26 protein-coding genes are annotated in these 25,801 nt (G+C 39.2%); 22 read left to right on the plus strand and 4 right to left on the minus strand.

All coding sequences use genetic code 11. The features are described from left to right. Nucleotides 1-16 precede the first annotated feature (16 nt). Nucleotides 17-1,306, plus strand: a complete 1,290-nt coding sequence (gene hemL / locus C7S20_RS08855) for a glutamate-1-semialdehyde 2,1-aminomutase (protein WP_107012147.1) — start codon at nt 17-19, stop codon at nt 1,304-1,306. A gap of 73 nt (nt 1,307-1,379) precedes the next feature. On the opposite strand, the gene C7S20_RS08860 is transcribed toward hemL, so the two are convergent. Then, nucleotides 1,380-2,891: a GH3 auxin-responsive promoter family protein gene (locus tag C7S20_RS08860; RefSeq protein ID WP_107012148.1), complete on the minus strand. Its 1,512-nt coding sequence runs from the start codon at nt 2,889-2,891 to the stop codon at nt 1,380-1,382. Nucleotides 2,892-3,003: 112 nt separating this feature from the next. On the opposite strand from C7S20_RS08860, the gene C7S20_RS08865 reads away from it, so the two are divergent. Further along, on the plus strand, nt 3,004-3,801 hold the full coding sequence (locus tag C7S20_RS08865; RefSeq protein ID WP_107012149.1) for a DUF2797 domain-containing protein: 798 nt from the start codon (nt 3,004-3,006) through the stop codon (nt 3,799-3,801). Between the two features lie 303 nt (nt 3,802-4,104). On the opposite strand, the gene C7S20_RS08870 is transcribed toward C7S20_RS08865, so the two are convergent. Both C7S20_RS08870 and C7S20_RS08875 read right to left on the minus strand, forming a co-directional pair. Further along, the gene (locus C7S20_RS08870) at nt 4,105-6,795 is read right to left on the minus strand and encodes an AsmA family protein (RefSeq protein ID WP_107012150.1); all 2,691 of its coding nucleotides are present in this window, start codon (nt 6,793-6,795) and stop codon (nt 4,105-4,107) included. Between the two features lie 34 nt (nt 6,796-6,829). Next, nucleotides 6,830-7,492, minus strand: coding sequence for a queuosine precursor transporter (locus C7S20_RS08875; RefSeq protein WP_107014160.1), 663 nt, complete (start codon nt 7,490-7,492; stop codon nt 6,830-6,832). 153 nt (nt 7,493-7,645) lie between these two features. On the opposite strand from C7S20_RS08875, the gene folK reads away from it, so the two are divergent. Then, on the plus strand, nt 7,646-8,797 hold the full coding sequence (folK, locus tag C7S20_RS08880; protein WP_107012151.1) for a 2-amino-4-hydroxy-6-hydroxymethyldihydropteridine diphosphokinase: 1,152 nt from the start codon (nt 7,646-7,648) through the stop codon (nt 8,795-8,797). On the opposite strand, the gene C7S20_RS08885 is transcribed toward folK, so the two are convergent. After that, complete coding sequence (locus tag C7S20_RS08885) at nt 8,794-9,330, minus strand: RNA methyltransferase (protein WP_107012152.1); 537 nt, start codon at nt 9,328-9,330, stop codon at nt 8,794-8,796. The two genes, folK and C7S20_RS08885, sit on opposite strands and share 4 nt — an antisense overlap. A gap of 327 nt (nt 9,331-9,657) precedes the next feature. On the opposite strand from C7S20_RS08885, the gene C7S20_RS08890 reads away from it, so the two are divergent. From C7S20_RS08890 to C7S20_RS08980, 19 genes are all read left to right on the plus strand, one after another. Further along, complete coding sequence (locus C7S20_RS08890; protein WP_107012153.1) at nt 9,658-10,659, plus strand: PDZ domain-containing protein; 1,002 nt, start codon at nt 9,658-9,660, stop codon at nt 10,657-10,659. Between the two features lie 82 nt (nt 10,660-10,741). Continuing rightward, nucleotides 10,742-11,560, plus strand: a complete 819-nt coding sequence (locus C7S20_RS08895; protein WP_159039905.1) for a helix-turn-helix domain-containing protein — start codon at nt 10,742-10,744, stop codon at nt 11,558-11,560. Nucleotides 11,561-11,673: 113 nt separating this feature from the next. Further along, nucleotides 11,674-12,201 (plus strand): nuclear transport factor 2 family protein, encoded by a 528-nt coding sequence (locus C7S20_RS08900; protein ID WP_107012155.1) that lies wholly within the window; start codon nt 11,674-11,676, stop codon nt 12,199-12,201. A gap of 216 nt (nt 12,202-12,417) precedes the next feature. Then, on the plus strand, nt 12,418-13,188 hold the full coding sequence (locus C7S20_RS08905) for a hypothetical protein (protein ID WP_227009139.1): 771 nt from the start codon (nt 12,418-12,420) through the stop codon (nt 13,186-13,188). A 294-nt stretch (nt 13,189-13,482) separates the two neighbouring features. Then, entirely contained in the window at nt 13,483-13,968 is a 486-nt protein-coding gene (locus C7S20_RS08910; protein ID WP_107012156.1) for a nuclear transport factor 2-like protein, read from the plus strand. A gap of 82 nt (nt 13,969-14,050) precedes the next feature. Then, on the plus strand, nt 14,051-14,926 hold the full coding sequence (locus tag C7S20_RS19760) for an ester cyclase (protein ID WP_107012157.1): 876 nt from the start codon (nt 14,051-14,053) through the stop codon (nt 14,924-14,926). After that, nucleotides 14,927-15,364 carry an ester cyclase gene (locus tag C7S20_RS19765; protein ID WP_227009140.1) on the plus strand — a complete coding sequence of 146 codons (438 nt, stop codon included), beginning with the start codon at nt 14,927-14,929 and terminating at the stop codon, nt 15,362-15,364. A 26-nt stretch (nt 15,365-15,390) separates the two neighbouring features. Next, complete coding sequence (locus C7S20_RS08925; RefSeq protein WP_107012159.1) at nt 15,391-15,582, plus strand: hypothetical protein; 192 nt, start codon at nt 15,391-15,393, stop codon at nt 15,580-15,582. Between the two features lie 118 nt (nt 15,583-15,700). After that, nucleotides 15,701-17,065 carry an MFS transporter gene (locus C7S20_RS08930; protein ID WP_107012160.1) on the plus strand — a complete coding sequence of 455 codons (1,365 nt, stop codon included), beginning with the start codon at nt 15,701-15,703 and terminating at the stop codon, nt 17,063-17,065. 269 nt (nt 17,066-17,334) lie between these two features. Further along, the gene (locus tag C7S20_RS08940) at nt 17,335-17,844 is read left to right on the plus strand and encodes an endonuclease domain-containing protein (protein ID WP_227009141.1); all 510 of its coding nucleotides are present in this window, start codon (nt 17,335-17,337) and stop codon (nt 17,842-17,844) included. Then, nucleotides 17,766-19,046: a DUF6090 family protein gene (locus tag C7S20_RS08945; protein ID WP_107012163.1), complete on the plus strand. Its 1,281-nt coding sequence runs from the start codon at nt 17,766-17,768 to the stop codon at nt 19,044-19,046. The genes C7S20_RS08940 and C7S20_RS08945 overlap by 79 nt, the downstream gene beginning before the upstream one ends. Nucleotides 19,047-19,073: 27 nt before the next feature. Beyond that, on the plus strand, nt 19,074-19,823 hold the full coding sequence (locus C7S20_RS08950) for a DUF6090 family protein (RefSeq protein WP_107012164.1): 750 nt from the start codon (nt 19,074-19,076) through the stop codon (nt 19,821-19,823). A gap of 33 nt (nt 19,824-19,856) precedes the next feature. Further along, nucleotides 19,857-20,615 (plus strand): DUF6090 family protein, encoded by a 759-nt coding sequence (locus tag C7S20_RS08955; RefSeq protein ID WP_107012165.1) that lies wholly within the window; start codon nt 19,857-19,859, stop codon nt 20,613-20,615. Then, nucleotides 20,612-20,773, plus strand: a complete 162-nt coding sequence (locus C7S20_RS19545; RefSeq protein ID WP_159039906.1) for a hypothetical protein — start codon at nt 20,612-20,614, stop codon at nt 20,771-20,773. Before C7S20_RS08955 ends, C7S20_RS19545 begins: the two co-directional genes overlap by 4 nt. 131 nt (nt 20,774-20,904) lie before the next feature. Further along, entirely contained in the window at nt 20,905-22,230 is a 1,326-nt protein-coding gene (locus C7S20_RS08960; protein ID WP_107012166.1) for an APC family permease, read from the plus strand. After that, on the plus strand, nt 22,223-22,978 hold the full coding sequence (locus C7S20_RS08965) for a DUF6090 family protein (RefSeq protein WP_107012167.1): 756 nt from the start codon (nt 22,223-22,225) through the stop codon (nt 22,976-22,978). Before C7S20_RS08960 ends, C7S20_RS08965 begins: the two co-directional genes overlap by 8 nt. Nucleotides 22,979-22,985: 7 nt before the next feature. Next, entirely contained in the window at nt 22,986-23,756 is a 771-nt protein-coding gene (locus C7S20_RS08970; RefSeq protein ID WP_107012168.1) for a DUF6090 family protein, read from the plus strand. 7 nt (nt 23,757-23,763) lie between these two features. Then, entirely contained in the window at nt 23,764-24,552 is a 789-nt protein-coding gene (locus C7S20_RS08975) for a DUF6090 family protein (protein WP_107012169.1), read from the plus strand. A 44-nt stretch (nt 24,553-24,596) separates the two neighbouring features. Beyond that, the gene (locus C7S20_RS08980) at nt 24,597-25,625 is read left to right on the plus strand and encodes a DUF6090 family protein (RefSeq protein WP_107012170.1); all 1,029 of its coding nucleotides are present in this window, start codon (nt 24,597-24,599) and stop codon (nt 25,623-25,625) included. The last annotated feature ends 176 nt before the right edge of the window (nt 25,626-25,801 follow it).

The raw sequence follows: 25,801 nt of genomic DNA on the forward strand, positions 1-25,801 counted from the left end.
GAACTAGAACAATTTTATGATCTATAAAAGAAGCAGTGAACTATTCAAAGAAGCGCAAAAAGTAATTCCGGGAGGTGTTAATTCTCCGGTTCGTGCATTCAAAGCCGTTGGCGGCGATCCAATTTTTATAAAAAAAGCCGAAGGCGCTTATTTGTTTGATGAAGACGGAAATAAATTGATCGAATATATCAATTCCTGGGGACCTATGATCCTTGGCCATGCCCATAAACCTGTTGTTGATGCGGTAGTGGAAAGGGCAAAACAGGGAACTTCATTTGGTACTCCCACCGGGTTGGAAACAAAAATCGCTGAACTGGCGGTTAAAATGGTTCCGAATATCGATAAGATAAGAATGGTGAATTCAGGAACCGAAGCCTGTATGAGCGCGGTTCGGCTCGCCCGTGGTTTTACCGGTAAAGAGAAAATAATAAAATTCGCGGGTTGTTATCATGGGCATAGCGATTCCTTTCTAATCCAGGCAGGAAGTGGAGCAATGACCTTTGGCATGCCTAACAGTCCGGGAGTAACCCGTGGAACGGCAAAAGACACCTTACTGGCAAAATATAACGATCTTGAGAATGTAAAGCATCTGGTCGAAGCCAATAAAGGGGAGATCGCCTGTATCATTTTAGAACCTGTTGCCGGCAATATGGGCTGTATCCCGCCTGTAGAAGGTTTTTTAGAAGGTCTTCGGAAAATTTGTGATGAGACAGGAATTCTTCTCATTTTCGATGAGGTGATGACAGGCTTTCGCCTGGCCGCGGGAGGAGTTCAGGAAAGAATGGGTGTTAAAGCCGATATTCTCTGCTTCGGAAAAGTAATTGGTGGCGGACTTCCCGTCGGGGCTTTTGCCGCACGAAATGAAATTATGGATTATCTCGCTCCTGTTGGGCCGGTTTACCAGGCGGGAACTTTAAGCGGAAATCCGCTGGCAATGGCTGCGGGTTATACCATGCTGAAAGAATTGCACGATAATCCCAATATTTTTGAAAGCATCGATAAAAAGACCGAGTATCTTCATAAAGGCCTTGATAAGGTTTTGAAGGAGAACCATGTTCCGCATAGCATTAATAGAATCGGATCGATGATTTCGGTACATTTTGGGGAAGATGCGGTAACCGATTTTGAATCTTCTGCTAAATCGGCTTCCAATGGGATGTTCAATAAATTTTTCCACGGAATGCTGCAAAACGGAATATACCTCGCGCCGAGCGCATTTGAAACCTGGTTTATCAGTGAGGCGCTTACCTACGACGATCTGGATAAAACTATTGAAGCCGCCGGGATAGCGGCAAAGGAGTTATAAATTAAGGAGTTGGGATAAAAAAATCAAACCTCACGGGTTTTCAAAACCCGGGAGGTTTTTCTTTTGAAAAGCTTCAATTCATTTTTAAAAGTTCTTCCAAATAAGATCTGGAATTAGAAAGCCGCGGAACTTTATGTTGACCGCCTACTTTATTGTGTTTTTTAAGCCAGTCGTAAAAAAGGTTTTCCCGCGCCTGGTGAATCGTGGGCTTATTTAAGGTCATGTTGTTGTATCGTTTAGCCTCGTAATCACTGTTGATTTCCTGGAGCGCAAGATCAAGCTGATTTCTGAATTTCTCAAAATCTTTCGGCGGAGTTTTGAATTCGATCATCCATTCATGAGACCCTTTTTCTCTTCCTTTCATAAAAATAGGAGCGACCGTATAATCTACAATTTCGCAATTGGTAACCAGGGAAACTTTTTTTAGCGCAGTTTCCGCATTTTCGATGATGAGCTCTTCGCCAAAAACATTAATGTGATGTTTAGTTCTTCCTGAAACCCTTATCCTGTAAGGATTAGTGCTCGTGAACCTAACAGTATCACCAACTTTGTATCGCCAGAGGCCGGCATTGGTAGTGATAACTACCGCGTAATTTTTGCCTACTTCAACTTCGGCAAGCGGAATGGCCTGTTCTTCCTCTGTTCCGTAGCTGTCCATAGGAATAAATTCATAGAATATTCCGTAATCCAGCATCAGCAGCAAATCTTTCTGATCATTCTGATCCTGGCAAGCGAAGAAACCTTCCGAAGCATTATAGATCTCATAGAACCTGAAGTTTTCCTGTGGTAAAATCTTCTGATACTGTAGTGCGTAGGGTTCAAAACTAACGCCCCCATGAAAATAAACCTCCAGTTGCGGCCAGACCTCAAAAAGATTTTCATGACCGGTGGTTTCCAGAACATTATTCAGCAAAACCAGCATCCAGCTTGGAACTCCGGCGAGGCTGGTCACATTCTCATCGATGGTTTCGTTCACAATTGCGGGCATTTTCACCTCCCAGTCGTGCATCAGCGAAACCTCATTACTGGGTGTGCTGCTGAATTCAGCCCAGAAAGGCAAATTATCGATCAGGATCGCACTGAGGTCGCCATAGGCGGTGCCATTTTCCCGGTAGATCTCCTTGCTGCCACCTAAACGCAGACTTTTACCCGTGAACATCTGGGATTGCGGATTGTTATTTAGATAAATACAAAGTAGGTCCTTTCCGGCAGCAAAATGACAATCCATGAGTGAATCCTGGCTAACGGGAATAAATTTACTTTTTGCATTTGTGGTGCCGCTGGATTTTGCGAACCATTTTATGGGAGTTGGCCAGAAAATATTGACCTCGCCACGGCGGCTGCGCTCAATACAAGCCTGATAGTCTTCATATGTCTGAATAGGAATGCGTTCGCGGAAGGTCTCGTAGGAATTTATTTCTGAGAAGTTATATCTTTTGCCAAATTCGGTACTTTTTGCTTTGATCAACAGATTTTTAAGGAGCTCATTCTGAACTTCAGAAGGGTATTTCAGGAATAATTCCATCTGGTGAATGCGCTTCTTTAAAAACCATGAGGCTATCGAATTTACTAATGGAATTGGCATTATTTCTTTCTATCTTTAAGCCTTGATTTGCGCAAGACGGTTGGTTATTGGTTAAAAATAATCTAATCTTTGAAGCCTGCAAAAAAATTAATGGAGGTCTAAAATAATTCCGATGAGATACGAAGGAGTCTTAAAGAAAATGCTTACCGAAATTACCGACGAGGTCCAGTACTACCTGGTTTTTGAAAAAGATTTTATCAATCTCAATCAGCTGATGGATAAAAAGCTGAGCATCAATTTCCTGCGGTATCAGTGTCTTAATTGCGGACTCGAAAAAAAGATTTTCAGGCAGGGCTACTGTTATGACTGCTGGAGCAGTATTCCTCAGGCCGGGGAGTGGATCATGCGCCCGGAATTGAGCAAAGCACATCTGGAAGAGGAAGATCGGGATCTTGATTTTGAAAAAAGGTCACAGTTACAGCCGCACGTAGTGTATCTGGCCAACTCGAGCGATGTAAAAGTAGGAGTAACCCGGAAATCTCAAATTCCAACCCGCTGGATCGACCAGGGTGCTCATGAGGCCATAGAAATTGTGGAAGTTCCCAACCGGTACCTTGCCGGAATTACCGAAGTCGCATTAAAAGATCATGTGAGCGACAAGACGAACTGGCGAAAAATGCTTACCAATGATGTCCTGGATCTTAACCTGGCAGAAGAGCGCGAGAAATTAAAGGATTTTCTTCCCGAAGAAGTTAAACCATATTATCTGGCGAATAATGAAGAGCTGGAAATAAAATTTCCCGTTCTTGAATTCCCCACGCAGGTTAAAACACTTAATCTCGAAAAAAGCCTTTTTTATGAAGGAGTTTTAAAAGGAATTAAGGGACAGTATCTTATTTTTGGCGATGGAACGGTTTTCAATGTACGTGGGCATGAAGGTTTTGTAGTGGAGCTGAAAGTGGTTGTTTAGCTTAAAGCTATAAGCCTTAAGCCCTAAGCCGTTTGCTTAGGTCTTGAAACCAAAAGCCGAATATCAAACAAAACAGGTACAGTGGTTTTTTTTATTTAGGAGATTGATTCTCCGCCTTCGTCCGGATCGCAATTACTATACAATTATTCGTCACTGCGAGGGAGGATAGTGACCGCAGCAGTCTCATATGGGGACCGATTATAACTGATTTCCTTTTATTCGGAAATTTCCAGATTCTTGATTCCTGGTTCGTACTTCTAAATTCTTACTTCAAACTATAGCTTAATGCTTAAAACCTACGGCTTACTGCTGTTTGGTAGTATCAGGTTTCTTTTTGGCATTTTTCAAAATACCTCCCAGAATATTTTTCGCGGCATTTTGGATTTGCTTTTCCTGGCTTACAGAATCTTTTTTAGTGGCAGGAGCCTGTGTTTTTGTAGAATCGGTCGCTTTTATGGAATCTTCTTTGGTTTTATAAAATGGCTGATTAGGATTTCTTTTTCCTTTTAAAATATCATTGATCGCGTCAATGGCCTTGTTTTCTGCTTTTTGCTTTTGTTGGGCTACTATTTTTTGTGTGAGATTATTCACCGCCTGCTGCATGTTAAGATTGATCTTCGGATTTTCGAAAGTTCCGGTTAAATCTACCGGTAGGGCAACTGTCATATTTTGAATAGTTTCTCCGCTAAGCTGACTTAATGCAGTGCCTACCTGTGAACCGAGGTATTTTGCCGGCACCTCGAATTTAAGGTTATAGTTCATCGACATATCGAAACTGTGAGAACCTGAGACATTTACCGTGATATCCTTTATTTTAAAATCGAAAGGATCGACCTGCACCATTCCGTTGCTAAATGTAAGTTTGGTCTTCAAATTATTGAGATCTATTTTGCTGAGATCAATAAAATTAAGCTGGGAATCTAATTGTGCCAGTAACTGCATCTGTGCAGGATTCACTTCTGCTGTTAACAACTGGGCAAGAGCCTGCCCGCTGAGACTTCCTAAAATAGGAGCCAGGTCCCCATCCAGATTTCCCTGAAGGCTTAAATTAGACTGCAGTTTTCCCTGGATGGCTTTTGCGATGGGAGCCAATCCCTGCAATAAATCCAGTTCATTAAAAGAGGATGAAATATCCAGCTGGTTGAGGTCGAGGTTCATTTTGAAAGTGGGAACTTCCTGTTTGGTTGAAACTATTCCGTCAAGGCCAATGCTACCATTGAAAATATTGGTTTTAACATTTTCAAGGCGAACGGCTTCATCTTTTATCACCAGGGTTCCGGTCGCGTTATTTAGAACCATGTTATCATAAATGACCTTTTTTGCATTAAATGCCATGCTAACATCAAGGAACGAAGGAATTTTTATCGCATCTTTTTCTGAAGGCTGAGGAACATTCTTCTTTTCATCATTTTCGGTGGTGGAAACTTCTTTTACATTTGGAGTTTTGAAATCGCTTACCGCGAAATAATTTGAATTTGCCTTAAAATTTCCCTTCAGGCTTTGATCTGAAAATAAGAATCCCATCAGATTTTCCAGTTTTCCCGAAGCAGCAATATCACTTTTTCCAACACTCATTTTAAGATCCGGGACATTTACCGTTCCCTGGTTAAAAATTAAGTCGGCATTTGCCACCTTAACCTCATTAGGAATTTCGGGGGAACGATAGCTGAAATTCCTGATTGTTGCCGTTCCCTTACTGTTGACGTTTTGATATTGTTTCTTTTCTATCGAATTCATATCAAAACTCGTTTGCACATTTGCGGTAAGAATTCCATTAAGATCCTGTTCCAGGTCAAGCGGATATGCCTTGCTCAAATTAGCCAAATTCACCGTACCGTTCACATTCAGGTTGACAAAAGTATTTCCGGTAATATTGCTCAGTTTTCCCTGTGCCGAAAAACGATCCTGATCGATGCGGAAGTTCACATTGTTAATGTTTACATAGGTATCTGTAGCCAGCCCGGTTTCGTTTAGAATATCAATATCAAGGCTTATATCCTGGACACTTTTTGGAAGATCGGGATATTTAAAGGAAGCGTCTTTAGATTTGATCATAATATCCATTTCCGGGATATAGGTCTCGTCTACTATTCCGTGAATTCTTCCGTTAACTGTAAAATTCCCCTCCGTTTTGACATTTTCGATATTTTTAGAATAGGCTTCCGGGATCACCGCCAGAAAATTCTTAAAATCTGAAGAAGGTGTCTGGAAAGTGATATCGAGCTCATTATTATTTTCATTTACATCTACATAACCATCAAAGGTTAGCGGCAACTGGTTAATTCGCGCTTCATTTTCAAGGAAAGTGTATTTATTTTGCTCCAGATCCATCAGAAATACCGCATCCAATAAGATCTTATTTTGGTTCAAATAGTTGGTGCCATCATAATCCAGGGTGACGAGACCTTCTGAATAGGTTTCTAATTTTGATTTTTCCAGGGAAAAATCTCCGTTGCCCTGATGTTGCAGATTTTCCACATTCAGCGCGATCTTGCCCTGCTGATCTACATATTTGATATGAGCATCATTCAATTCATAATGCTTCAGATCCAGTCGAAAAATCGAAGTTGAATCTGAGGTAGTGGTAGTATCTTTGGTGGCAATATCATAATTATTCCTTCCCAGGGAGTCGACTTTTATATTGATGAAAGGATTATTGAGTTTTAACTGGTCAATACGTTTGGGCTGATCGCTGCTTTTAAAAAGTTCTTTGATAGACATCTCCAGGACCACCTCATCACTTAAGGCCAGAGTGTCTCCTTCAAAAGGTTTATTATTAATAATGCTCAGGTCATGAATTACCAGCGTAGCCTTTGGAAAACTGCGGAACATACTAAGATCAATATCGCTGAATTCTACCTTCGCGTTCACATTTTTATTGATGCTTTTTCGAAGCAGGTCTTTTAGCTGAGTTTCAAAAACAAAAGGGGCTGCTACCAGCAAAATGACCACTGTTAGCAGTGCTATCCCAAGTATTTTCAGAAACTTTTTCATATTTTTATTTTTCGGGTTTACCTGTAAAATATAATTAATTTAATACTTCTTTTAGCTGTAATTCTTCGGCTGGTTCAAGATCAAAAATGCTGCGCAAGGCATAAACGGCCATATAAAGAAATGGCGTATCAAGGATCGCGATCAGCACCTTGAAAAGAAACCCGCTTAATAGGAGTCCGTTGAAAAGACTCCAGTCGATCTTCCCGAAACTACACAGCAAAAACAACACCGAAAAGGTATCGACAAATTGGGAGAAGAAGGTAGAGAAATTATTTCTGATCCAAAGATGTTTGCCTTTGGTGAGTCTTTTCCAGAAATGAAAAAGCTGGATATCTATGTATTGCGCCAGTAAATAGGCGACCATTGAAGCAAAAACAGCAATGGCAGTCGCGCCAAATACCTTTTGAAAAAGGTGATTATTAACGGGAGACCAATCGGTTGCCGGCACGGCATTAGACATATAAATGATCAATAAAGAAAAGAACGAGGCGAAAATACCGGTGGTCACCACCTGGTTGGCTTTTTTCTTTCCGTACACCTCACTAATAATATCTGTTATTAGAAAAGTGACGGGATATGGCAGGATACCCACCGAAATTTCAAAAGTGTACAGACCGAAAAAATCCCAGTGGAAAAACTTTTGAAAGATCAGGTTCGATACAACCAGTGAAGCAATAAATAGGGCACTGAGGATCATATAGATTTGTTGCGCCCCCACGTTTTTTCTCAGGTAAATTTTAGCCAAATTTTTTTGAAGTCTTTTTACCAAAAATAAGGGTATGTGCTTTTGTTTTGCTTAATTTGCTGTGAAATTATTTAGCACTACCTCTTAAAATTTTCTTAATAAGTCTTGAGATCCCCGCACACAGTCATAATTGCGCTTGGCAGTAATCTTGGTGACCGTCTGGATTATATGCAACAATCAATCATAGCTATTCATAAAAAGATTGGCTGGATAAAGAATATTTCAAGAGTTTACGAAACCCCGGCATGGGGGTTTAAGGGTCAGGCTTTTTTAAATGCCTGTGTGGAGGTATCTACCCGCAAAACTTCCCGGGAGGTATTGAAGATCCTACTTGAAATAGAAGCGCAACTGGGTAGAAAACGTAGCGATACGCAGAATTATCAAAACCGGAATATCGATCTTGATATCCTTTTTTACGGGAACGAAATTGTCGCTAAAGATGAGCTGAGTATTCCCCATCCCTGTATTGCCGATCGTCTGTTTGTTTTAAAACCTCTTAATGATATTGCTTCCTCTTTTGTACATCCCGTTCTTAAACAAAAGGTGAGCAGTATTCTCCAAAATACATCAGATAATTCTTCCATTTCGGTGATAGAAGAAACTTTGAAGAATCCGGCCGGGAAATACAATTTTCCGCAATGCAAATATATTGCCGTTGAAGGGAATATCGGGGCGGGGAAAACCAGTTTTTCAACCATGGTTTCGCAGGATTTCAATGCTAAACTTATTCTGGAACGCTTTAAAGACAATCCTTTTCTGCCAAAATTTTATGAAAATAAGGAGCGTTATGCCTTTCCACTGGAAATGTCTTTTCTGGCCGATCGATATCAGCAGCTTTCTGATGACCTGGCACAATACGATCTTTTTACCGATTTCGTGATTTCAGATTACGATGTTTTTAAGTCCCTTATTTTTGCCAAAATCACCCTTCATGAAGATGAATATTTGCTGTATCAAAAGCTTTTTCATTTGATGTATAAGGAACTGGTAAAACCAGATTTATATGTTTATCTATACCAGAATACCGGGCGTTTACTTGAAAATATCAAAAAGCGCGGCCGGGATTACGAACAGAACATTCAACCCGATTACCTGGTCGAAATCAATAAAAGCTACTTGAATTTTATCAAGTCACAAACCAGTATGAAGGTACAGATCATTGATATTTCAGGCCTCGATTTTGTGAACAACAGGGCAGATTACCTATGGTTGCTGGAAGAGATAGAAAGGCAGATAAAATCACCTGCTCAGGTTTAAATTTTCTTTATTTTACTAAATAAATCCCAAAGCACAACGCCCGCGCTAACCGAAATATTCAAAGAATGCTTGCTTCCTAGTTGGGGGATTTCTATCACTCCGTCGCTGGCACTAACCACCTCCTGCTGCACACCCTTCACTTCGTTGCCAAAGACAACGGCATTTATGCCCGGTTCCGGTTGGAAATCATTAAGCATTTCAGCACCTTCGGCCTGTTCGATAGCGTAGACCTTAGTTCCCTCTGCCTGCAGCTCTTTTACAAGTTCGATGGTTTTTTCCCGGTATTCCCAGTGTACGCTTTCTGTCGCTCCAAGAGCGGTTTTGCGAATGTCTTTATGAGGAGGGCAGGCCGTGATCCCGCATAAATAGATCTTTTTGATAAGAAATGCGTCGGAAGTGCGAAAAACCGAACCTATATTATTGAGGCTTCTTACATTATCAAGAATAACAATTAAAGGCGTTTTTTCAGCCTGGTGAAATTCCGAAATACTTTTTCGGTCGAGTTCGCTGTTGAGCAATTTTCTCTTTTTCATGCGACAAAAATAGAAATTTCGCAGGCTAATTCTGAAAAATAATTGGAAGGTATTGATTGGAGGATAGTTCTGAAATAAATTCTGAATTACTCAAAGATTAACCAATTTGGAAATCTTCTTTTTTTACAATGGTCAGCCCGATTTTTAAGATTTATTTCAGATATGCCGCCAATTGACTGATTTAAAGTTAAATATTTCCAAAAATTTATTTAAATTGCTAGGGTTATTCCCCTCCAAACCTATCCATTAGGCTCCTGAACCGAGCCAATTCAGCTTTAGATTACAGGCGTACGCCATTTTCAAATATTAACAAAAGCCAATAAAAAAATGGAAAATCAACCAAAAGATCATGTGGGTGTCCTGCTGGGAGTAGGCATCCTTTTTATCGCGTGGGGAATCCTTGGAGTCCTCGACCAGAAGAACTTTACCTATTCTGGTTATTCTACCGATGGTAACAACACCATAGTACAGGTGGAAAAAGGAAGTCCTGCTGAGGCCGCAGGCTTAAAAAAAGGTGATGTGATAATGAGTACGGGCGGAATTGCAGTTGCCAATACAAAAGCTCAAAGCATGCAGCCCCGGCCTAAAATAGGTGAATCTAAAGAATATGTGATCACAAGAAATGGTGAAGAAATGAAATTGGATCTCACTTATGCAGCCTTACCCGATAAACAAAATACCCTAAATATCCTGGGTTTTTTAATAGGGGTTATTTTTATTGTGCTGGGTGTTTTTATGCATTATAGAAGAAAAACAGGTCTAAGCTGGACTTTCGCAATTTTTATGCTTTGCTTTGGGTTTGTCTTTTTTGAGGGACCTTATATAGCGCCGGGCATCGCTAACCAGTTAATTAGAAGCATTTCAATTTCTATTGTGTTGTTCTCTTTTGGAGCCCTGGCAAATTATATGCTTAATTATCCGCCTAAAAGCAGGTATAATTTAAAGCTTCTTTACCTGCCCGCCGCTCTGGCAGCCTTGCTTTTCTGGATCCTGGAATTCACACTTCCCGAGAGTACCGAGAGTTTAAATATGCTCGTGCGGTATTTTGTAGGTGCTGTGATTATTTTTTACTTCGGACTTTCCCTGGTAACGCTCATAAGCAAATTTTTAAATTCCAACGCTGAGGAAAGAAAAGCCAGTGGTTTGGATCTTATGTTAATTGGTGCCGTAATTGGCTTGCTTCCAATCCTTATTTACTTTACAATTTCTACTTTTTCACCCGGGACCATTCTACCTGGAAATGATTATGTTTTTCTAACATTTATCGCCATACCTATTTTCTTCTCACTGGCTCTTATGCACAGGGGAGAAAAAGAGCTGGCGGTATAATACTTTCTGAAAGCCGGAAAAAGAGTGATTTTTTCCGGCTTTCTTTTTAATGATTTCAAATTTCCCTACAAAACATCCCTACATGACCGAGCCTACTATCTTTTTACCGCCACCCGAACTTCGTGAAGTTATTGCCAGTTATGGGATCCTGGAAATACCGGGAGGAAGGAGTGAACCCTATTTTTCTCCTCCCTTAGCCATGAGCGGCTTTATAATCAATACCACTAATTCTACCGGACAGATCGTTTCGAAGTTAAGGGAAGATTATTTTTTTTCTACTAATGAGGTTGCTACGGGACAGGTAACCTATCCTGTCTATGGCGAATTAATTGGGCATATTAAATCTATTATGGTATTTTTCCAGCCTTTGGGAATGTATCAGTTATTCGGAAATGATATGGCCGCTTTGACCAATACTTCCCAATCATTGTATGAATTTTTAGAAGCAAACAGAGCAGAAGCCCTTATCTCATCTTTAAAGCAGAGTGACAGGAATGAGGATCAAATTCAAATCCTGAATAGTTTTTTCAAAGATCAAATAACCCGGAAATTTCCGGTAAGGAAAATGAAAGATGTGGTGGAATATATTCATATAAATAAAGGAGATATTAGCGTGGCAGATATTGAAAATGAATGTCATTACCAGAGAAAAACATTGGAGAGGCATTTTACCAAAATGCTGGGTTTATCACCCAAAGTTTATTGCCAGATCTACAGGTTTAAGTGTCTTATAAACCAACTTCAACAAAATCCCGGTATCACCTGGACAGAGCTGGCCGATCAGGCCGGGTATTATGATCAGGCTCATATGTCAAGATATATAAAAAAGTATTTAAAGGTATCACCTAATAGTATGGTGCTCCTCGACATGAACTTTATCTATTATTTGCTTTCCAGATAATTTTAATTAGGGGTTTAAGCTTCTGAAATTCAGAAAATTAAAAATGTCGCATTTGTACAAGATTTGACGATTTTAACATACTACTTTTATTTCCTAAGCCTTAACCATCATTAATGAAAAAGTTTTATCTCTTAGGCCTTGGTATTGTCCTTTTTGTTTCATGCAATCAGCAGGAAAAGCGCTATACCGAACAATCTCCTGAAATCGACACCTATAAAAAGGTGATCGCCGCTTATGAGAATAAAGATTGGCAGGAGTTGGCCAACTATTATGCCGACTCAGCTAAAATAATGAACAATGTAACCGAAGAAAATGGGCAAAGCCTGGCTGAATTGATTGCAGAAAATAAAGCCGATGCTGTTCTTTTTAAGGATTGGGATTATGTTGATGATGATTCTGAATATGAAATGACCGTTAGTGATAAGGGAAATACCTGGGTTAACTTTTGGGGAATCTGGAAAGGGACACTGAAAGCAAATAATAAAACTTATACGATACCCGCCCATATTAGTGCCCAGTTTGTTGACGGGAAAATCGTCAAAGAGTTTGGATACTGGGATAATTCGGAAATTGTGCCTGATATACAAGCCCTGCTTGAAGCCGAACAAAATACTACTGAAGAAATAGCCGTTAAAGAATAACTGCCGGCTAAAAAACCGCCTAACCTTCGCACCTACCGGGGTTTAGATTGATATCTGCAGCGACTGAAAATGCGCAGTATTACCCCAAATCCACAATTTGCCCTACAAAAATTTGAATAGGAAGTGCAGACCTGTTGAAAAGACATCTGCTGCTTATTGATACTAAAATTAATCAATACTAACTCGTTCGCCATAGGCGAGCACAAACCAACAATTATGAAAAAAACTGTTTTTTTATTGCTGTTAGCGCCTTTATTGATGCTATCACAAGATAATGCCGAATACATGGTATTCGAAAACGCATTATTAACACCCAATCCAACTCAAATTGCACAGTTCGAGAAAGGTATAGCGGCACATAATAAAAAATACCATAGTGAGGGTCCTTATGGGGTTCGGATGTACTGGATTTCTAACGGTCCTAATACCGGAAGTTATGTTTGGACCATGGGACCATTCCCCTGGAGCTCTTTAGATAACAGACCTGCTCAGGCAGCGGGGCATGATACCGATTGGAATTTAAATGTAGCAGCCTATATGACGCCCGAAAGTGGTAAGCAGAGCTACTGGCGCTTTCATAATGAACTTTCCAGGTTTCCAAAAGATTTTACCATAAAAAATATGCTTGTAGACTACTATGACATTAAGAGGGGTAAAGCAAAGGATGCTATGAAATTAATTGAAAAAATTAATAAAGCTTACGCTGAAAAGTCGCCTAATGAAACTTATGGTATCTATACCAATGAATTTGGAAGTTCCAAAGAAGGTCGCGACCTGGCAGTCATTTCCTTTTTTGATAAATCTGCATGGCTGGGCGAGGACAATAGTATTTCAAAAAAATATGACGACATGTATGGTGCCGGAAGTTGGGACCAGTTCTTAAAAGACTGGTATGATCTTACCGATGGTGGTGAAAGTGAAGTATGGATCTTTCATCCAGAATTGAGCGGAATTAGCGGGAACGTTAAGGTCGCTGAAAGGCAATAGTATAAACGAATGTACAGTATGGTAAGGCCATACTGTACATTTTGCATTAACAGGCATTTCATTTTTGGAAAAAGCCTGTGTCTTCATTTGAAGGGATTTTTTGAAGATAAATCCCCAAAGAACAGGCGATGAAACTAGTGAAACTTAACCCTTGTTGAACTATGGACTTTTGGTAGAAAGCCTTCATCAAAAAGATAACAGGTAGTTTTAACAGTTATGAATACTGCAGGCAGTTGAAGAATAAAGAGTGAATTTCTAAACACTAATAATTAATATAAACCAAAAACCAAGAAAATGAAAAAAATCATGATCACAGCAGTGTTATTTCTATTTGGAATAACTGCATTTGCCCAGAAAGAAACCAACGGAACCATTTACATTAAGCACCCTTATATAGAAGTGGTGAACAATGCGGTCAAAGATTACACTAGTAAGGATTTTAAATCCCTTAAAAAGTATTATGCCGATTCAGCAATGTACTGGCAATCCGGAATGGAAAAATTCGCACCCATGAACGATGCCATTGAAAGATGGACAAATGACGAGAATTATTTAACCGATATTTCTCTGGAGGCGGTTGGTTATCCTGATTATCTACACTATGAGCAAGGTGATGTTGAATATGTGCAGTCCTGGTGGAACTGGTCAGCAAAGTCCAAAAAAACAGGAGAAGTTTTCAAGGTTCCCATGGTGATGTTTGACGCATTTAACAAAAATGGCAAAATTGTGAGACAATTTATCTACGGTGATTTTTCTAAAGCAATGGCCGAACGAATGTAATTCTTGAAAATAATTAGTAATCCTTATATAAATACCGGGCCTTTCAGGTCCGGTCTATAATTTCATTTAAACTAACTAAAAAATGAAGATACCCTTTTTAATACTGGTTTTTATACTGGGAAGTACTCCGGCTATTTCTGCTCAAAATCAGGTTGAGAAAAATATTGAAATGTATACTGCAACCTGGGATAATATTATTAATAAAAGACAGATCGATCAGATCAATAACCAAAATTTTGATGAAAATGTGGTTATGCTTACAAGTCCCGAAAATATTGTAGGGATCGCAGATTTTAAGGCCTATTACCAGAATTTCCTTACCGGATTTTCCGATATCACTTTTGATATTATCGACGTTTTTGGCCAGGGAAATAAAATTGTAAAGCACTGGCGCTTTAATGGAAAACATACAGGCGATTTCTTCGGAATTCCTCCCACCGGAAATCTTGTAGATGTTGAGGGCGTAACCCTGGTCAAAATGAAAAACGGAAGGATCGCCCAGGAGCAGGATTTTATGGATAATATGGCGTTCATGCAGCAATTGGGTTTGGTTTCAGATCCCGGGAATATGGAAGTGATCGCTAATCTTTATAAGTCTTTTCAGGCAGGCGATATTCCCGGTGTTCTGCAGAGAATGGATCCCGACATAGTATGGAATGAAGCCGAAGGAAACAAATATGCTGCAGGCAATCCTTATATAGGTCCAGATGCGGTCTTAAACGGTGTTTTCGCCAGGATAGGGGCAGAACATGAATATTTCAAACTGGAAGACGTGCAATTGCACGAAATGCATAACAACCAGGTTTTGGCGACTTTGCGTTATGACGGTAAATGGAAAGATGGGGAAAAATATAATGTTCAGGCCGCACATTTATGGACGCTGAATAATGGCAAGATAACCGGATTTCAACAATATGTAGATACTAAAACAATAGCCGAAACTAATACCAAAAAATAGGTGAGCGTTCAAAAAGGCATAGCATCTCCTTTTAATTTTCTTTTCCTGTCTGCACCGGAAGGAATTAGTTTTGGGTTTGTATCGGTAACCCTGCCCTATATTCTGGTACAACATGGTATTAGAGTAGGCCAGGCAGCAGGAATTACCGCGATAGGCATATCAGCTAATTTGTGGAGATTTTTATGGGCGCCAATGGGCGAAGATGGAACCCTGACCGTAAACAACGGAAAACCAGCTGTTGGGAGAAAACAAATAGCAGCAACCGCTCAATCCTATATGGAGGCTTTCCCAGATATCAGATTAACGATGGATAGTTTAACAGTGCAGAAAAATACCTACAGATATTATTGGACTTTCAAAGGAACCAATACCGGACCCGGAGGTACTGGAAACAAAGTTGACTTTAGCGGCTTTGAAGAATGGACAATGAACTTTTAAAATAGTACAAATTAAAATCAAATATTATGGGAATATTTTGGGACTTAATGCAGGAAAGCAAATTAGACGAGCAGCAAAAACAGGCTGATACCATGGAAGAGCGGTTAAGCAAAGTTGAAACTGAACTAGCCGAAACAAAAGAAGTGCTAAAGAAAACACTGGTGGCCCTGGAAAAGCATCTGCACAAAGATATAGATGGCGACGGCCAGGCCGGTTAGGAGTTGTGGAATGCCTTTAATCAAAGGTAATTCGCAATAATAGAAGATACCTCTAAAATGGCCTTTCAAGCTTGCATGCAATCATCGATTTTAAATAAGAATTTGGAAAATATAAGTCATGGCAAAAGGAACGATAGATCTTAAAATAAGGTTTAGCAGGAATTTAGCCGATAATGCCTTAACGCGTTATGTTACTTTCTCTGCCCTCTATCTGGCGCAGGGAATACCCGAAGGCATGACCTTTTTTGCCATTCCGGCCTGGCTGGCAATGAACGGTAAATCGGCCCTGGAGATAGCTGCATTCGTGGGTGTAATTGGGATTCCCTGGAGTTTCAAGATCTTAATCGCACCGATGATGGACCGTTTCACGCTATTGGCCATGGGACGAAAGCGGCCCTGGGTGATCTTTGGTCAGCTTGGGCTCATATTGAGTTTTTTAAATATCGGGCTGATCCCCGACCCTTTAAATAACCTCACCGGGCTGATGATCGCTGGCTTTTTTATCAGTTTCTTTGGAGCTTTCCAGGATGTGGCTACCGACGGTATGGCTGTAGATGTCATCCCCGTAAACGAACAGGCCAGGGCAAATGGATTGATGTGGGGATCCAAAATCATAGGCACTTCCTTATCGCTGGTAATTGGCACCTGGCTTATCAACAGCCTGGGTTTTTCACTGGCGGTTTCCTCACTTTCTGTCGCGGTTGCATGTATAATGATCTTTCCTATTTATTTTAAGGAAAGGGCGGGTGAAAAAGCTATGCCATGGACCTCTGGCCAGGCTTCACCAGACTCTAAAAATACCCAGTTAAGAAGCTGGAAATTAATTTTTAAAAGTTTTTACAAAGTGGTAAGCCTGAAATCTAGTGTCGTCTTTGGGATTGGAAGCTTTGCCGTTGGTAATATGTATGGGCTTATAGATACCCTTTTCCCGATTTTCACCATACAGGAATTGGGTTGGACAAATACTTCATTTTCGCAAATTTTCTCTATTACCACGGTTATTGGTGGCATATTGGGAATGTTCGTAGGAGGATTTCTGGTAGACTACTTTGGAAAAATAAAAATGCTGAGCCTTTATTTGGGCATCCTGGCCGTTCTTATAACAGCCTTTGCTTTTATGCCAAATCTTTGGCGGTTTAATAGCGTGATCTATGCTTTTTTATTGTTGTATTATACGCTCTACACTTTTTTGTGTATCGCGGTATTTGCATCGGCTATGCACCTTTGCTGGAAAACCGTAGCCGCCACACAATTCACTCTTTATATGGCACTTAATAATATGGGAAGGTCCTCAGGCGCTGCATTATTGGGTGTGTTGAAGGAGAATTTCAGCTGGGAAGGAGTCTTTCTTTTTATCGCCATTATGCCTGTACTTATGGTAGTGCTTATTCAATTTATCAATTTCAGTAAACACAGGGAAAGAGTAGATAGTTTTGTGATTTTAGGGGAAACCCTCGTAGCTCCCAATGTAACCAAGGATTAATTAAAATGAAATTTAGACCTTTTAAAATCATTGTGGTGCCCGATGCTTTCGGAAACATTTTAAAGCTTATAGAGACTCGATGAATATGACCAAACTCTTCCGAAATATTAGAAAAAGCCTGCTCACTAAAGGGAAAACCATCAGTTATTTAAAATATGGCATTGGTGAAATTGTGCTGGTAGTGATTTGGATTTTGATTCCCGAAAACCTTGCTCAACTCTGCCCCCCAGCACCTAAAGGGGGGAGCACTCACCTATAAAATATTGCGAATGATGAAAAATGATCCTCTAAAAATATCAGGAATACACGATGGCGCAACACCAGGAGTTTATAGAAATGCTGCAAGGCTTCGTGAGAATATGACTGAACCTAAAATAAAATTATGTAATTATTTGAAGACCAAACCATTAGGTTATAAATTTAGAAGACAGCATCCCATTGCTGGATATATACTGGATTTTTACTGTCATAAACTCAGATTATCCGTAGAAGTTGATGGCGGCTATCACCTCAAAAAAGAACAAAAAATAAAAGACTCACAAAAGACAGAGTATCTAAAAAGTGTCGGTATAACAGAATACAGATTTACCAATGAAGAAATCTTACTTGAATTTGAAAAATCGATTGAATTAATAAACTCAAAACTGCGCGCTGACAATCCTTTAGGGGCAGGGGCGGGCGTGGGCATAAAATCTAAAACATGGTTAAGTTCTTCCGCACCATCCGTAAAAAACTTGCAGCTGAAAATAAAATTCCTGCCTATTTCCGCTATGCAATAGGAGAAATTATTTTGGTTGTCATAGGAATTTTGATCGCTTTGCAAATTAATAACTGGAACCAAAAACGTATTGAAAATAATGTGCTTTGGGGTTATTTAAACAATATTAGCGTTAACATTCAAAACGATTTAGACCAGGCATCAGATTTAAATTTTGTACTTGATCAGCTTGCTAATAATACGCCAAGGTTTTGGAGACTTCGGTCGAAACCCCATTTTACGCTTACCGATTATAAAAACACTCAAGATCATATAAATACTTTATTTGGCTTACAGACCTTTGAACCAAATACATCTGGGTTTGAAACATTAAAAACAACGGGATATATGGGAAAATTGCAGAATACCGATATGGAAACCTTGCTATTTTTTTATTATGATCTGGCAAAGCAAATTAAAGATCAGCGAGAAAATGACAAAGCTTTTTTAACCGATATCTTAATGGAAAATAATAAAACGGATTGGGGATTCTCTTATGAAGAAATGTATCTAGCGGAAAGAGACTCTACCGTTTTTATGGAAATTAAAGATAAATATCAAAAAATGATAAATGCGCCAACCTATGATGCTGCTGTGGTAAACCACAGCTTTAATTATTTTTTGCCGTCTAAATTAGAATTGAATTTTATTGGTAAAAGTATTATGTCTCTTATTGAAACCCAGCAATTACAAGCCTCCCGTCAGACTATGCGTTCAGTAATGCTTTATAAAACAGATTTTACTGATGTAGGAAAAGAAGCGGTTGTCATGAATGGTATCGTTCCAAAATCTATTGCAGTTTTTACAAATTCCAATAATGGATTTGATCAGTTAAAATTTGAAGGCAATGAAGATTATTTAGAGTTTACAATCCAACCCGATCTTCAATGGGCCGCTGGCATGTTTGTAGTAGATTCCCTGGGCCGGAATCTTCGCGCCAGCAAAGATTTTAGAGACTTCAAGAAAATATCTGTTGAATTAAAAGGTGATAAAGGAGGAGAAAAATTACAATTGGCCTTAAAAGATAAATTCGACCCTGACGATGGTACCGAATCCAGGGCAGACATCACCTTATCCACAAAATGGCAAACCTACACGTTCGATTTACGTAAAAATTTTCCAACAGCTAATTTAAAAAACTTGCACCAGCTGGCAGGTTTTGTAGTTCAGGACCTCAAAGGCATGACCTTTTACGTGCGGAATATTCAATTTTTAAAAGATTAATCCTAAACAAAAAAGACCTGCTTAAATATGATCAAAGTCTTTAGAAATATCCGCCAAAAACTCGTCGAACAGAACAAAGTTAGAAACTATGTTCTCTATGCCGTTGGCGAGATCTTTCTTGTAGTCATCGGGATTTTGATTGCTCTACAGGTAAATAACTGGAATGAAGGTCGGAAGCAGAATATTGAAAAAGATTTGATCATGCAATCGCTGGTTACCGATTTGAAAATGGATACCCTCGTGATCCATAAAACCCTAAATTCTCTGCAGCACGATACTACAGAGGTTGTGGGTTTTATAAAGCGAATGTCTTCCAGCGGGGTTACCATTGATACTCTAATTCAAATAGCGAGGTTCGAGTATAACCCGAAAATTAATGTAGCTGTCGCCTTTAACGATAACACCTTTAAAAGCTTATTGTCTTCCGGAGATTTAAATATTCTGGATAAGTGGATGCAAGATGAAATACTTCAGCTTAATGCCTTGCATCAGGAAAATGTTTCCCGAACCGAATTGAATGTTGGAGCCTATGTAAATCAGGTTATATCCTATGAACGGATGTATCCGCTAGGAGACTATGGTAATATTAATCCGAATTCAATATTAGCCAATGCCATTTGGGACGAAGCTCAATTTGAAGAACTGGGCAGGTTTCTGAATGCACTCATTTCTATTAGATATATTACTGATATGTATGCCATTAATCAGTTGAAAACTATTGAGAAAAAAACGGAAGAGATTTTAAGACGGATAAACAGCTCTGAAAATAAAAATTAGAATTAGGTTCCAGAAACAAAACGAAATAAGTTTATGATAAAACTCTTTAGAAATATCCGTCGAAAGCTCTTAACTGAAGGGAATTCTTTACGTTATCTTAAGTACGCCATAGGCGAAATTATTCTTGTGGTTATCGGGATTTTGATTGCGTTGCAAATTAATACCTGGAATGAAAATCGCACCAACAAAATTAAAGAAACTGCAATTCTCCGTGATCTTCATCAGGAGTTTCAAAAGAATAAGGTGAAACTCGATTCCACAATTAATTACCACCGTTCGATTCTCAGGGCCACAAAAAAGGTCATGGATCTGATTGGTGAGCCGGAAGCAACTGTTCTTAAACATAACCCCGACAGTCTCATCTATCTAACGCTGGATTACAGAGATTATAGTCCCAGTGAGTCGGTGATATCAGATTTGATCTCTTCAGGTAAGCTCAACCTCATTTCATCTGATTCGTTGCGTATGCTCATCTTTGAATGGGGCAGCGCCATGGAGGAAGAAGAAGAGGGATATGCAACCATGGACGAAATGAGCCAGACCATGACATTGCCTTATATAGCAAAAAACGGCTCCATGAAAAATACCGACCATTACGGTATTCTGAAAGAAAATTCCCTTTCGAAATTCGGGCCGCGAAACCATCTTCTATTTCAGGAAGTTGAATTTGAAAACCATATGGACAACCAGGCCTGGGGAGTTGCCAACTACCTGTTGAAACTTGATAAACTCGAAATCATTATTAACGATATTATCAAACATACGAACCGGAAAACCATGATTCAGGAATGATAAAACTCTTTAGAAATATCCGCCAAAACCTGCTTGCAGAGGGTAAAACTTCAAAGTATATTAAATATGCCATAGGCGAAATCGTCCTGGTGGTCATCGGGGTTTTAGAACCCTGTCCCTTTAGGGACAACATTTTGGTAAGTATGTATACAAAATAAAGTAGTCGTGTCTTTAGGTATTAAATATCGGGAAGATAATGGCAAGACAAAAAAAGTTAGATGAATTGATTATCAAAATAAAAAACAGGTAGCAGTGATTTAGTAATTATTAATCTTCTTATATATAACAAATGAAAATAAAAGGCGAAGGGTTAGTTCGGAGTATCGGGGTTTGGGGACTTTCCGCCAATATCGTTAATATAATTATCGGGGCGGGAATTTTTGTAATTCCGGCACTGGTCGCTGAGAATATGGGGGCGAACAGTCTGGTGGCCTATCTTTTCTGCGGAATACTTATAGCACTTATTATGTTGTGTTTTGCTGAGGCGGGAAGCAAAGTTCCGAGATCTGGTGGAGGATATGCCTACGTTGAAGAAGCTTTTGGCCCATTTCCCGCTTTTCTGACCGCGATTTTTTACCTCTTAGGAGGTGTTCTAGCCGATGCTTCCGTCTCTAATGCTCTGGTAGATATTGCGGCGGGTCTTTTTCCATTTTTGAAGGAAACGCTGTGGAGAATCATTTTCCTGTTCCTTATTTTCGGTACGCTCTCTTTTATAAATATCGTGGGTATTAAACAGGGTATAGGTCTGGTAAAACTTCTTACCATAGGAAAGCTTATTCCACTTTTAATACTTATATGCCTGGGATGGAAAGATGTGGCTTTTTCCAATCTGGCCTGGGATGGTTTTCCAACTCTTAAACAACTGGGAGAAACCTCACTTCTACTTTTCTTCGCCTTTCAGGGCGGGGATGTGGGATTGAGTGTGGGAGGGGAGATCAAAAAACCTAAAAAAAATATTCCCAGGGCAATTTTTATTGGAATCTCAGGTGTCATAGTTATTTACATGCTCATCCAAACAGTGACACAGGGAGTTTTAGGCAATCAACTGCAAAATTTTCAGGAAGCTCCATTGGCAGAAACCGCCAGGGTGGTTTTTGGACCGGTTGGTTTTGGTTTGCTTTTTATTGGCGCGGCTATATCAATGACCGGAATGTTAAGCGGAGAAATTCTCAATAATCCCCGGGTTCTGTTTGCCGTTTCGAAAGACAGGGTAATCCCTACAGGCCTTTTCGCCAGGATACATCCCCGATTTTTAACCCCATATCTGGCAATTTTTTTCTATTCATTGACCGGTTTCTTTATTGCAATTTTTGGCGGTTTTAAGGTATTGGTCTCAATTGCTTCGGCATGTGTTCTTCTAACATATCTGGGTGTTTCCTTAGCCGTGATTCGACTCAGAAAAATAAAAAAATCTTCCCCTAAAGAATATACCATTCCCGGTGGAATAACAGTTCCGGTTTTATCGGCAATTATTATTCTATATTTCCTGTCCAACTTACAGAGATATGAGATTATAGGGTTCGTAGTACTTCTTATCATACTCTCCTTGATTTTTATAAGTATGAAGATACTTGATAAACGGGTTCGAAAAGTAAAATCAAAGCGCAATGCCTAGGATTTTCAAAAATATCAGGCGGTTTCTTTTGAAACAGAATAAAGTAAAAGGCTATTTGCTTTATGCCATTGGTGAAATTATTCTTGTGGTGATTGGTATTTTGATCGCCCTGCAAGTCAATAACTGGAATGAAGACCGAAAAACAAAAATTGAAGAAAAAAAGTTGCTGAATCAACTTGAAATTGATTTCCAGGATAACCAAAATCAGCTCACAGATAGAATTAAAGAACACCAAAGCATCGACGGCTCGCTTCGAAAATTACTAACAGCCATTAGACCTGATCCTGAAAAAATACCTGAAGATTCCTTAAATAAATATATTTCAGATATTTCTCATATGGTCTTTTATAAGCCTAATACAGCAACTATTACTACCCTGATAAGTAGCGGGAAAATTTCAATTATTTCAAATGACAGTTTAGCTCTTTTACTAAGCAAGTGGCCAGAAAAATTAGAAAATTATCAGTTTGGATCTACTATTATTTACAACCTTTACCAAAACCAGATTTTACCTTATACGGCCAAGCAGCTTCATTTTAGAAATTCAATGATTGACATTGGACTGGGCAATACAGGGCCCAGCAGGTTTTCAACAAATCAGGAAAAAATCTTATCAGATCCCATACTTGAAAACCTGGCAGAACTAAGAAGGGTAAATGAGGAGCTGCTTGAACTTATTGCTATAGACCTAAAAGCACACCAGGCTAAAATTCTAAGGCTAATCAAAAAGCATTTATCAAAAAATTAAATAAGCTGTGGCAAAATTCTTCAATAAAATCCGTAAAAAACTTTTAACACAAGGCAAAACCATCAACTATCTGAAATATGCAATTGGTGAAATCATCCTGGTGGTGATCGGGATCTTGATCGCCCTGCAGGTAAATAACTGGAACGAACAGCGAAAACTAAGTCTTGAACGAACAGAGCTTATCAATTCCCTGATTTCTGATCTAAAAACGTCTCGGCAGAGGCTAAAGAAAATGAAAGCTAAAAACGATAATTCCATCGATCTGAGTTCTAAATTTTTAAGTGTCTCTTACCTTGATACAAATTCGGTTTCAATCGATAGTCTGAAATATTACTTGTCGGGAATTTTTGATTTTGCTTATTATCAACCTGTTCTAACCACCTATGAACAGGCAGTTTCTTCAGGAAGTATAGGGCTCATGGAAGACAAGGGATTTTATAATAGTATGTCAGATTTTCTCACTTCCTATGAAAGATATGAAGCGGAAGCGACTTTGAGCGGACAAATATTTTACCAGGGTTCTATCTGGGAATTACGAAAGGAAATTGGCAATATCGTCGCCCTCGCGGGAGAATACAGGTCAAGAAACGGAACCCGCAAAATTGAGCCTGATGCCTATAAACTTTCAGATTCTGAATACCGGGAATTTATAAAAAAACCTGAAGTTTTTGCCGCTGTAGACAATATGAGAACTATCTTTTACAATGTAAATGAGAGCTTTAGAGATATGGATGTTGCCGCAAAGGATCTCATTGAGAAATTAGAAACTATAAAATAAGAAATTTATGCCGGTCATCTTTAAAAATATCAGGCGGTTTCTTTTGAAACAGAATAAGGTAAAAAGCTATCTGCTATATGCGATTGGTGAAATTATTCTAGTGGTCATCGGGATCTTGATCGCCCTGCAGGTGAATAACTGGAATGAAGAAAGAAAAAAGACAAATAGCGAAATTTATTATCTGCAGCGGCTCGAAGACGATTTTCGAAATAATAAATTGATCGCCGATCAGAATGTTCGGTTTTGTGACATTCAAAAAGCAAATGCCGACGTGGTACTAAAAAGTTTTTACGATAAGTTAACCCCGGAGGAATCGGCGAGATGGTTCTATGCGGTTAATCAGCTATGGTTCATTCCTCATAACAAATATGTAGCCGGTGCCTGGAATGAATTGAACAATACCGGGAATATCAACCTGATTTCGAATAAAGAAATTCTAAAAAAGATCGGTGATTTTTATGTTCGGGTTGCCAGTGCCGAGCAGCTGGAGGATGAATGGAGTACCTTTCATTTAGAATATAGGAAAAAGACCAATGAGCTCATGAATTGGCGATTAAGGAATGAAATTATCAGGCAAAATATAGATACAGCAGGAAACACCAATTATAAGAAGTTTCCAGGTGAGGAAAAATACATCAGTCAGTTAAAGGATATCGATGGCGTCGAAGGTCTTATTGGAGACATAGAGATCAACAGGGAAGTGGGCAGAAAAGAAGTACATCTGCCTCTGAAAGAAAAGACGATGGAAATTATCCTGGATTTAGAAAGAGAATTGGATAATCACAAGAGAAATTAAAATAACTTATGCCTGTTATTTTCAAAAATATAAGACGATTTCTTTTGAAACAGAATAAGGTAAAAAGCTATCTGCTATATGCGATTGGTGAAATTATTCTAGTGGTCATCGGGATCTTGATCGCCCTGCAGGTGAATAACTGGAATGAAAAGCGAAAGCAGGATCAACGCTTTATGTTTGGTTTACGTGAACTTTATGGTGAGATCAAGTCAACTGCCTATTATGAAAGTGCTTTAAAAGATAAACTCACCTTTCAGCTAATAAGAATTGACAGTGTTCTAAATAAGTCTGAAGAAATTCCATTAAGACGTCTGCCGGCGATGATTCAGCTTTTTGATCAGTATGGTTTAGACGTCAAGGATAATACCTGGAAAGCAGAATATCTGGAATTTGTGCCAGGCGATGATAAAAGAAATCAGATGGCAAGGGCTCTGCGCTCTATCGCTTTTGGATGGAACGATATTGAGGACCGTATTAAAGCAATTAACATGAATAATGTGATGGTGTTTCATTTAAGAGAATATAATGTGCCAATACAGATATATTATGCTGGGACTGGCTACGAAGAATTTATAAAAAAGGGAAGTGAGAATGAGTATACCCCTCAACAATTGTCACAGGTCCGTACCCTGGTGAAGGCCCCCTCTTTTATTGCCGATTTAATGACGATTAAATCTATTAAAGAGAATATTTTAAATTATACTTCAACGGTGGGTTTTTCGGCCGAATCTTTCCTGAACTATGTTGAGCAATACGATCCTAAAACCGATTATTCACTTCCAAAAATGGAGATCATAGGCACAGGGCTACCCAACGGCCAATGGGCTTCGGGACTTGAAATGAAACGGGTAAATCCTGAAAATGAGAATATCTGGGAGATCGATCAGGAACTCGTGGATGGAGTCATAAAATTCAGGGCTGATGATGAATGGCTTCTCGATTGGGGAAAGGGTGAAAGCGATCCAAAATCTTTGGTTTTCAAAGGCGGCGATATCCCGGTGAAAAAAGGCAATTATCACATTCAAATCGATATTGAGAAAAATACCATGGAGTTTACGCCGCTGAAAAATTGAGAATTCTCTTTGATCATTAACGACTATCAGGGAGATTTTTTCTGAAAAACTTAAAAAAATGCACTTTAATCTACCTATCTGGTATTTCGTCTAACAATCTTAAGCACAGTAAAATAATTCTTGTTAAGTTTCTTTAAATTTCACTAAATTAGTTAAAAGCTTCTATTTGAAAAGCC

The organism is Christiangramia fulva, from assembly GCF_003024155.1.
GTDB lineage: Bacteria > Bacteroidota > Bacteroidia > Flavobacteriales > Flavobacteriaceae > Christiangramia > Christiangramia fulva.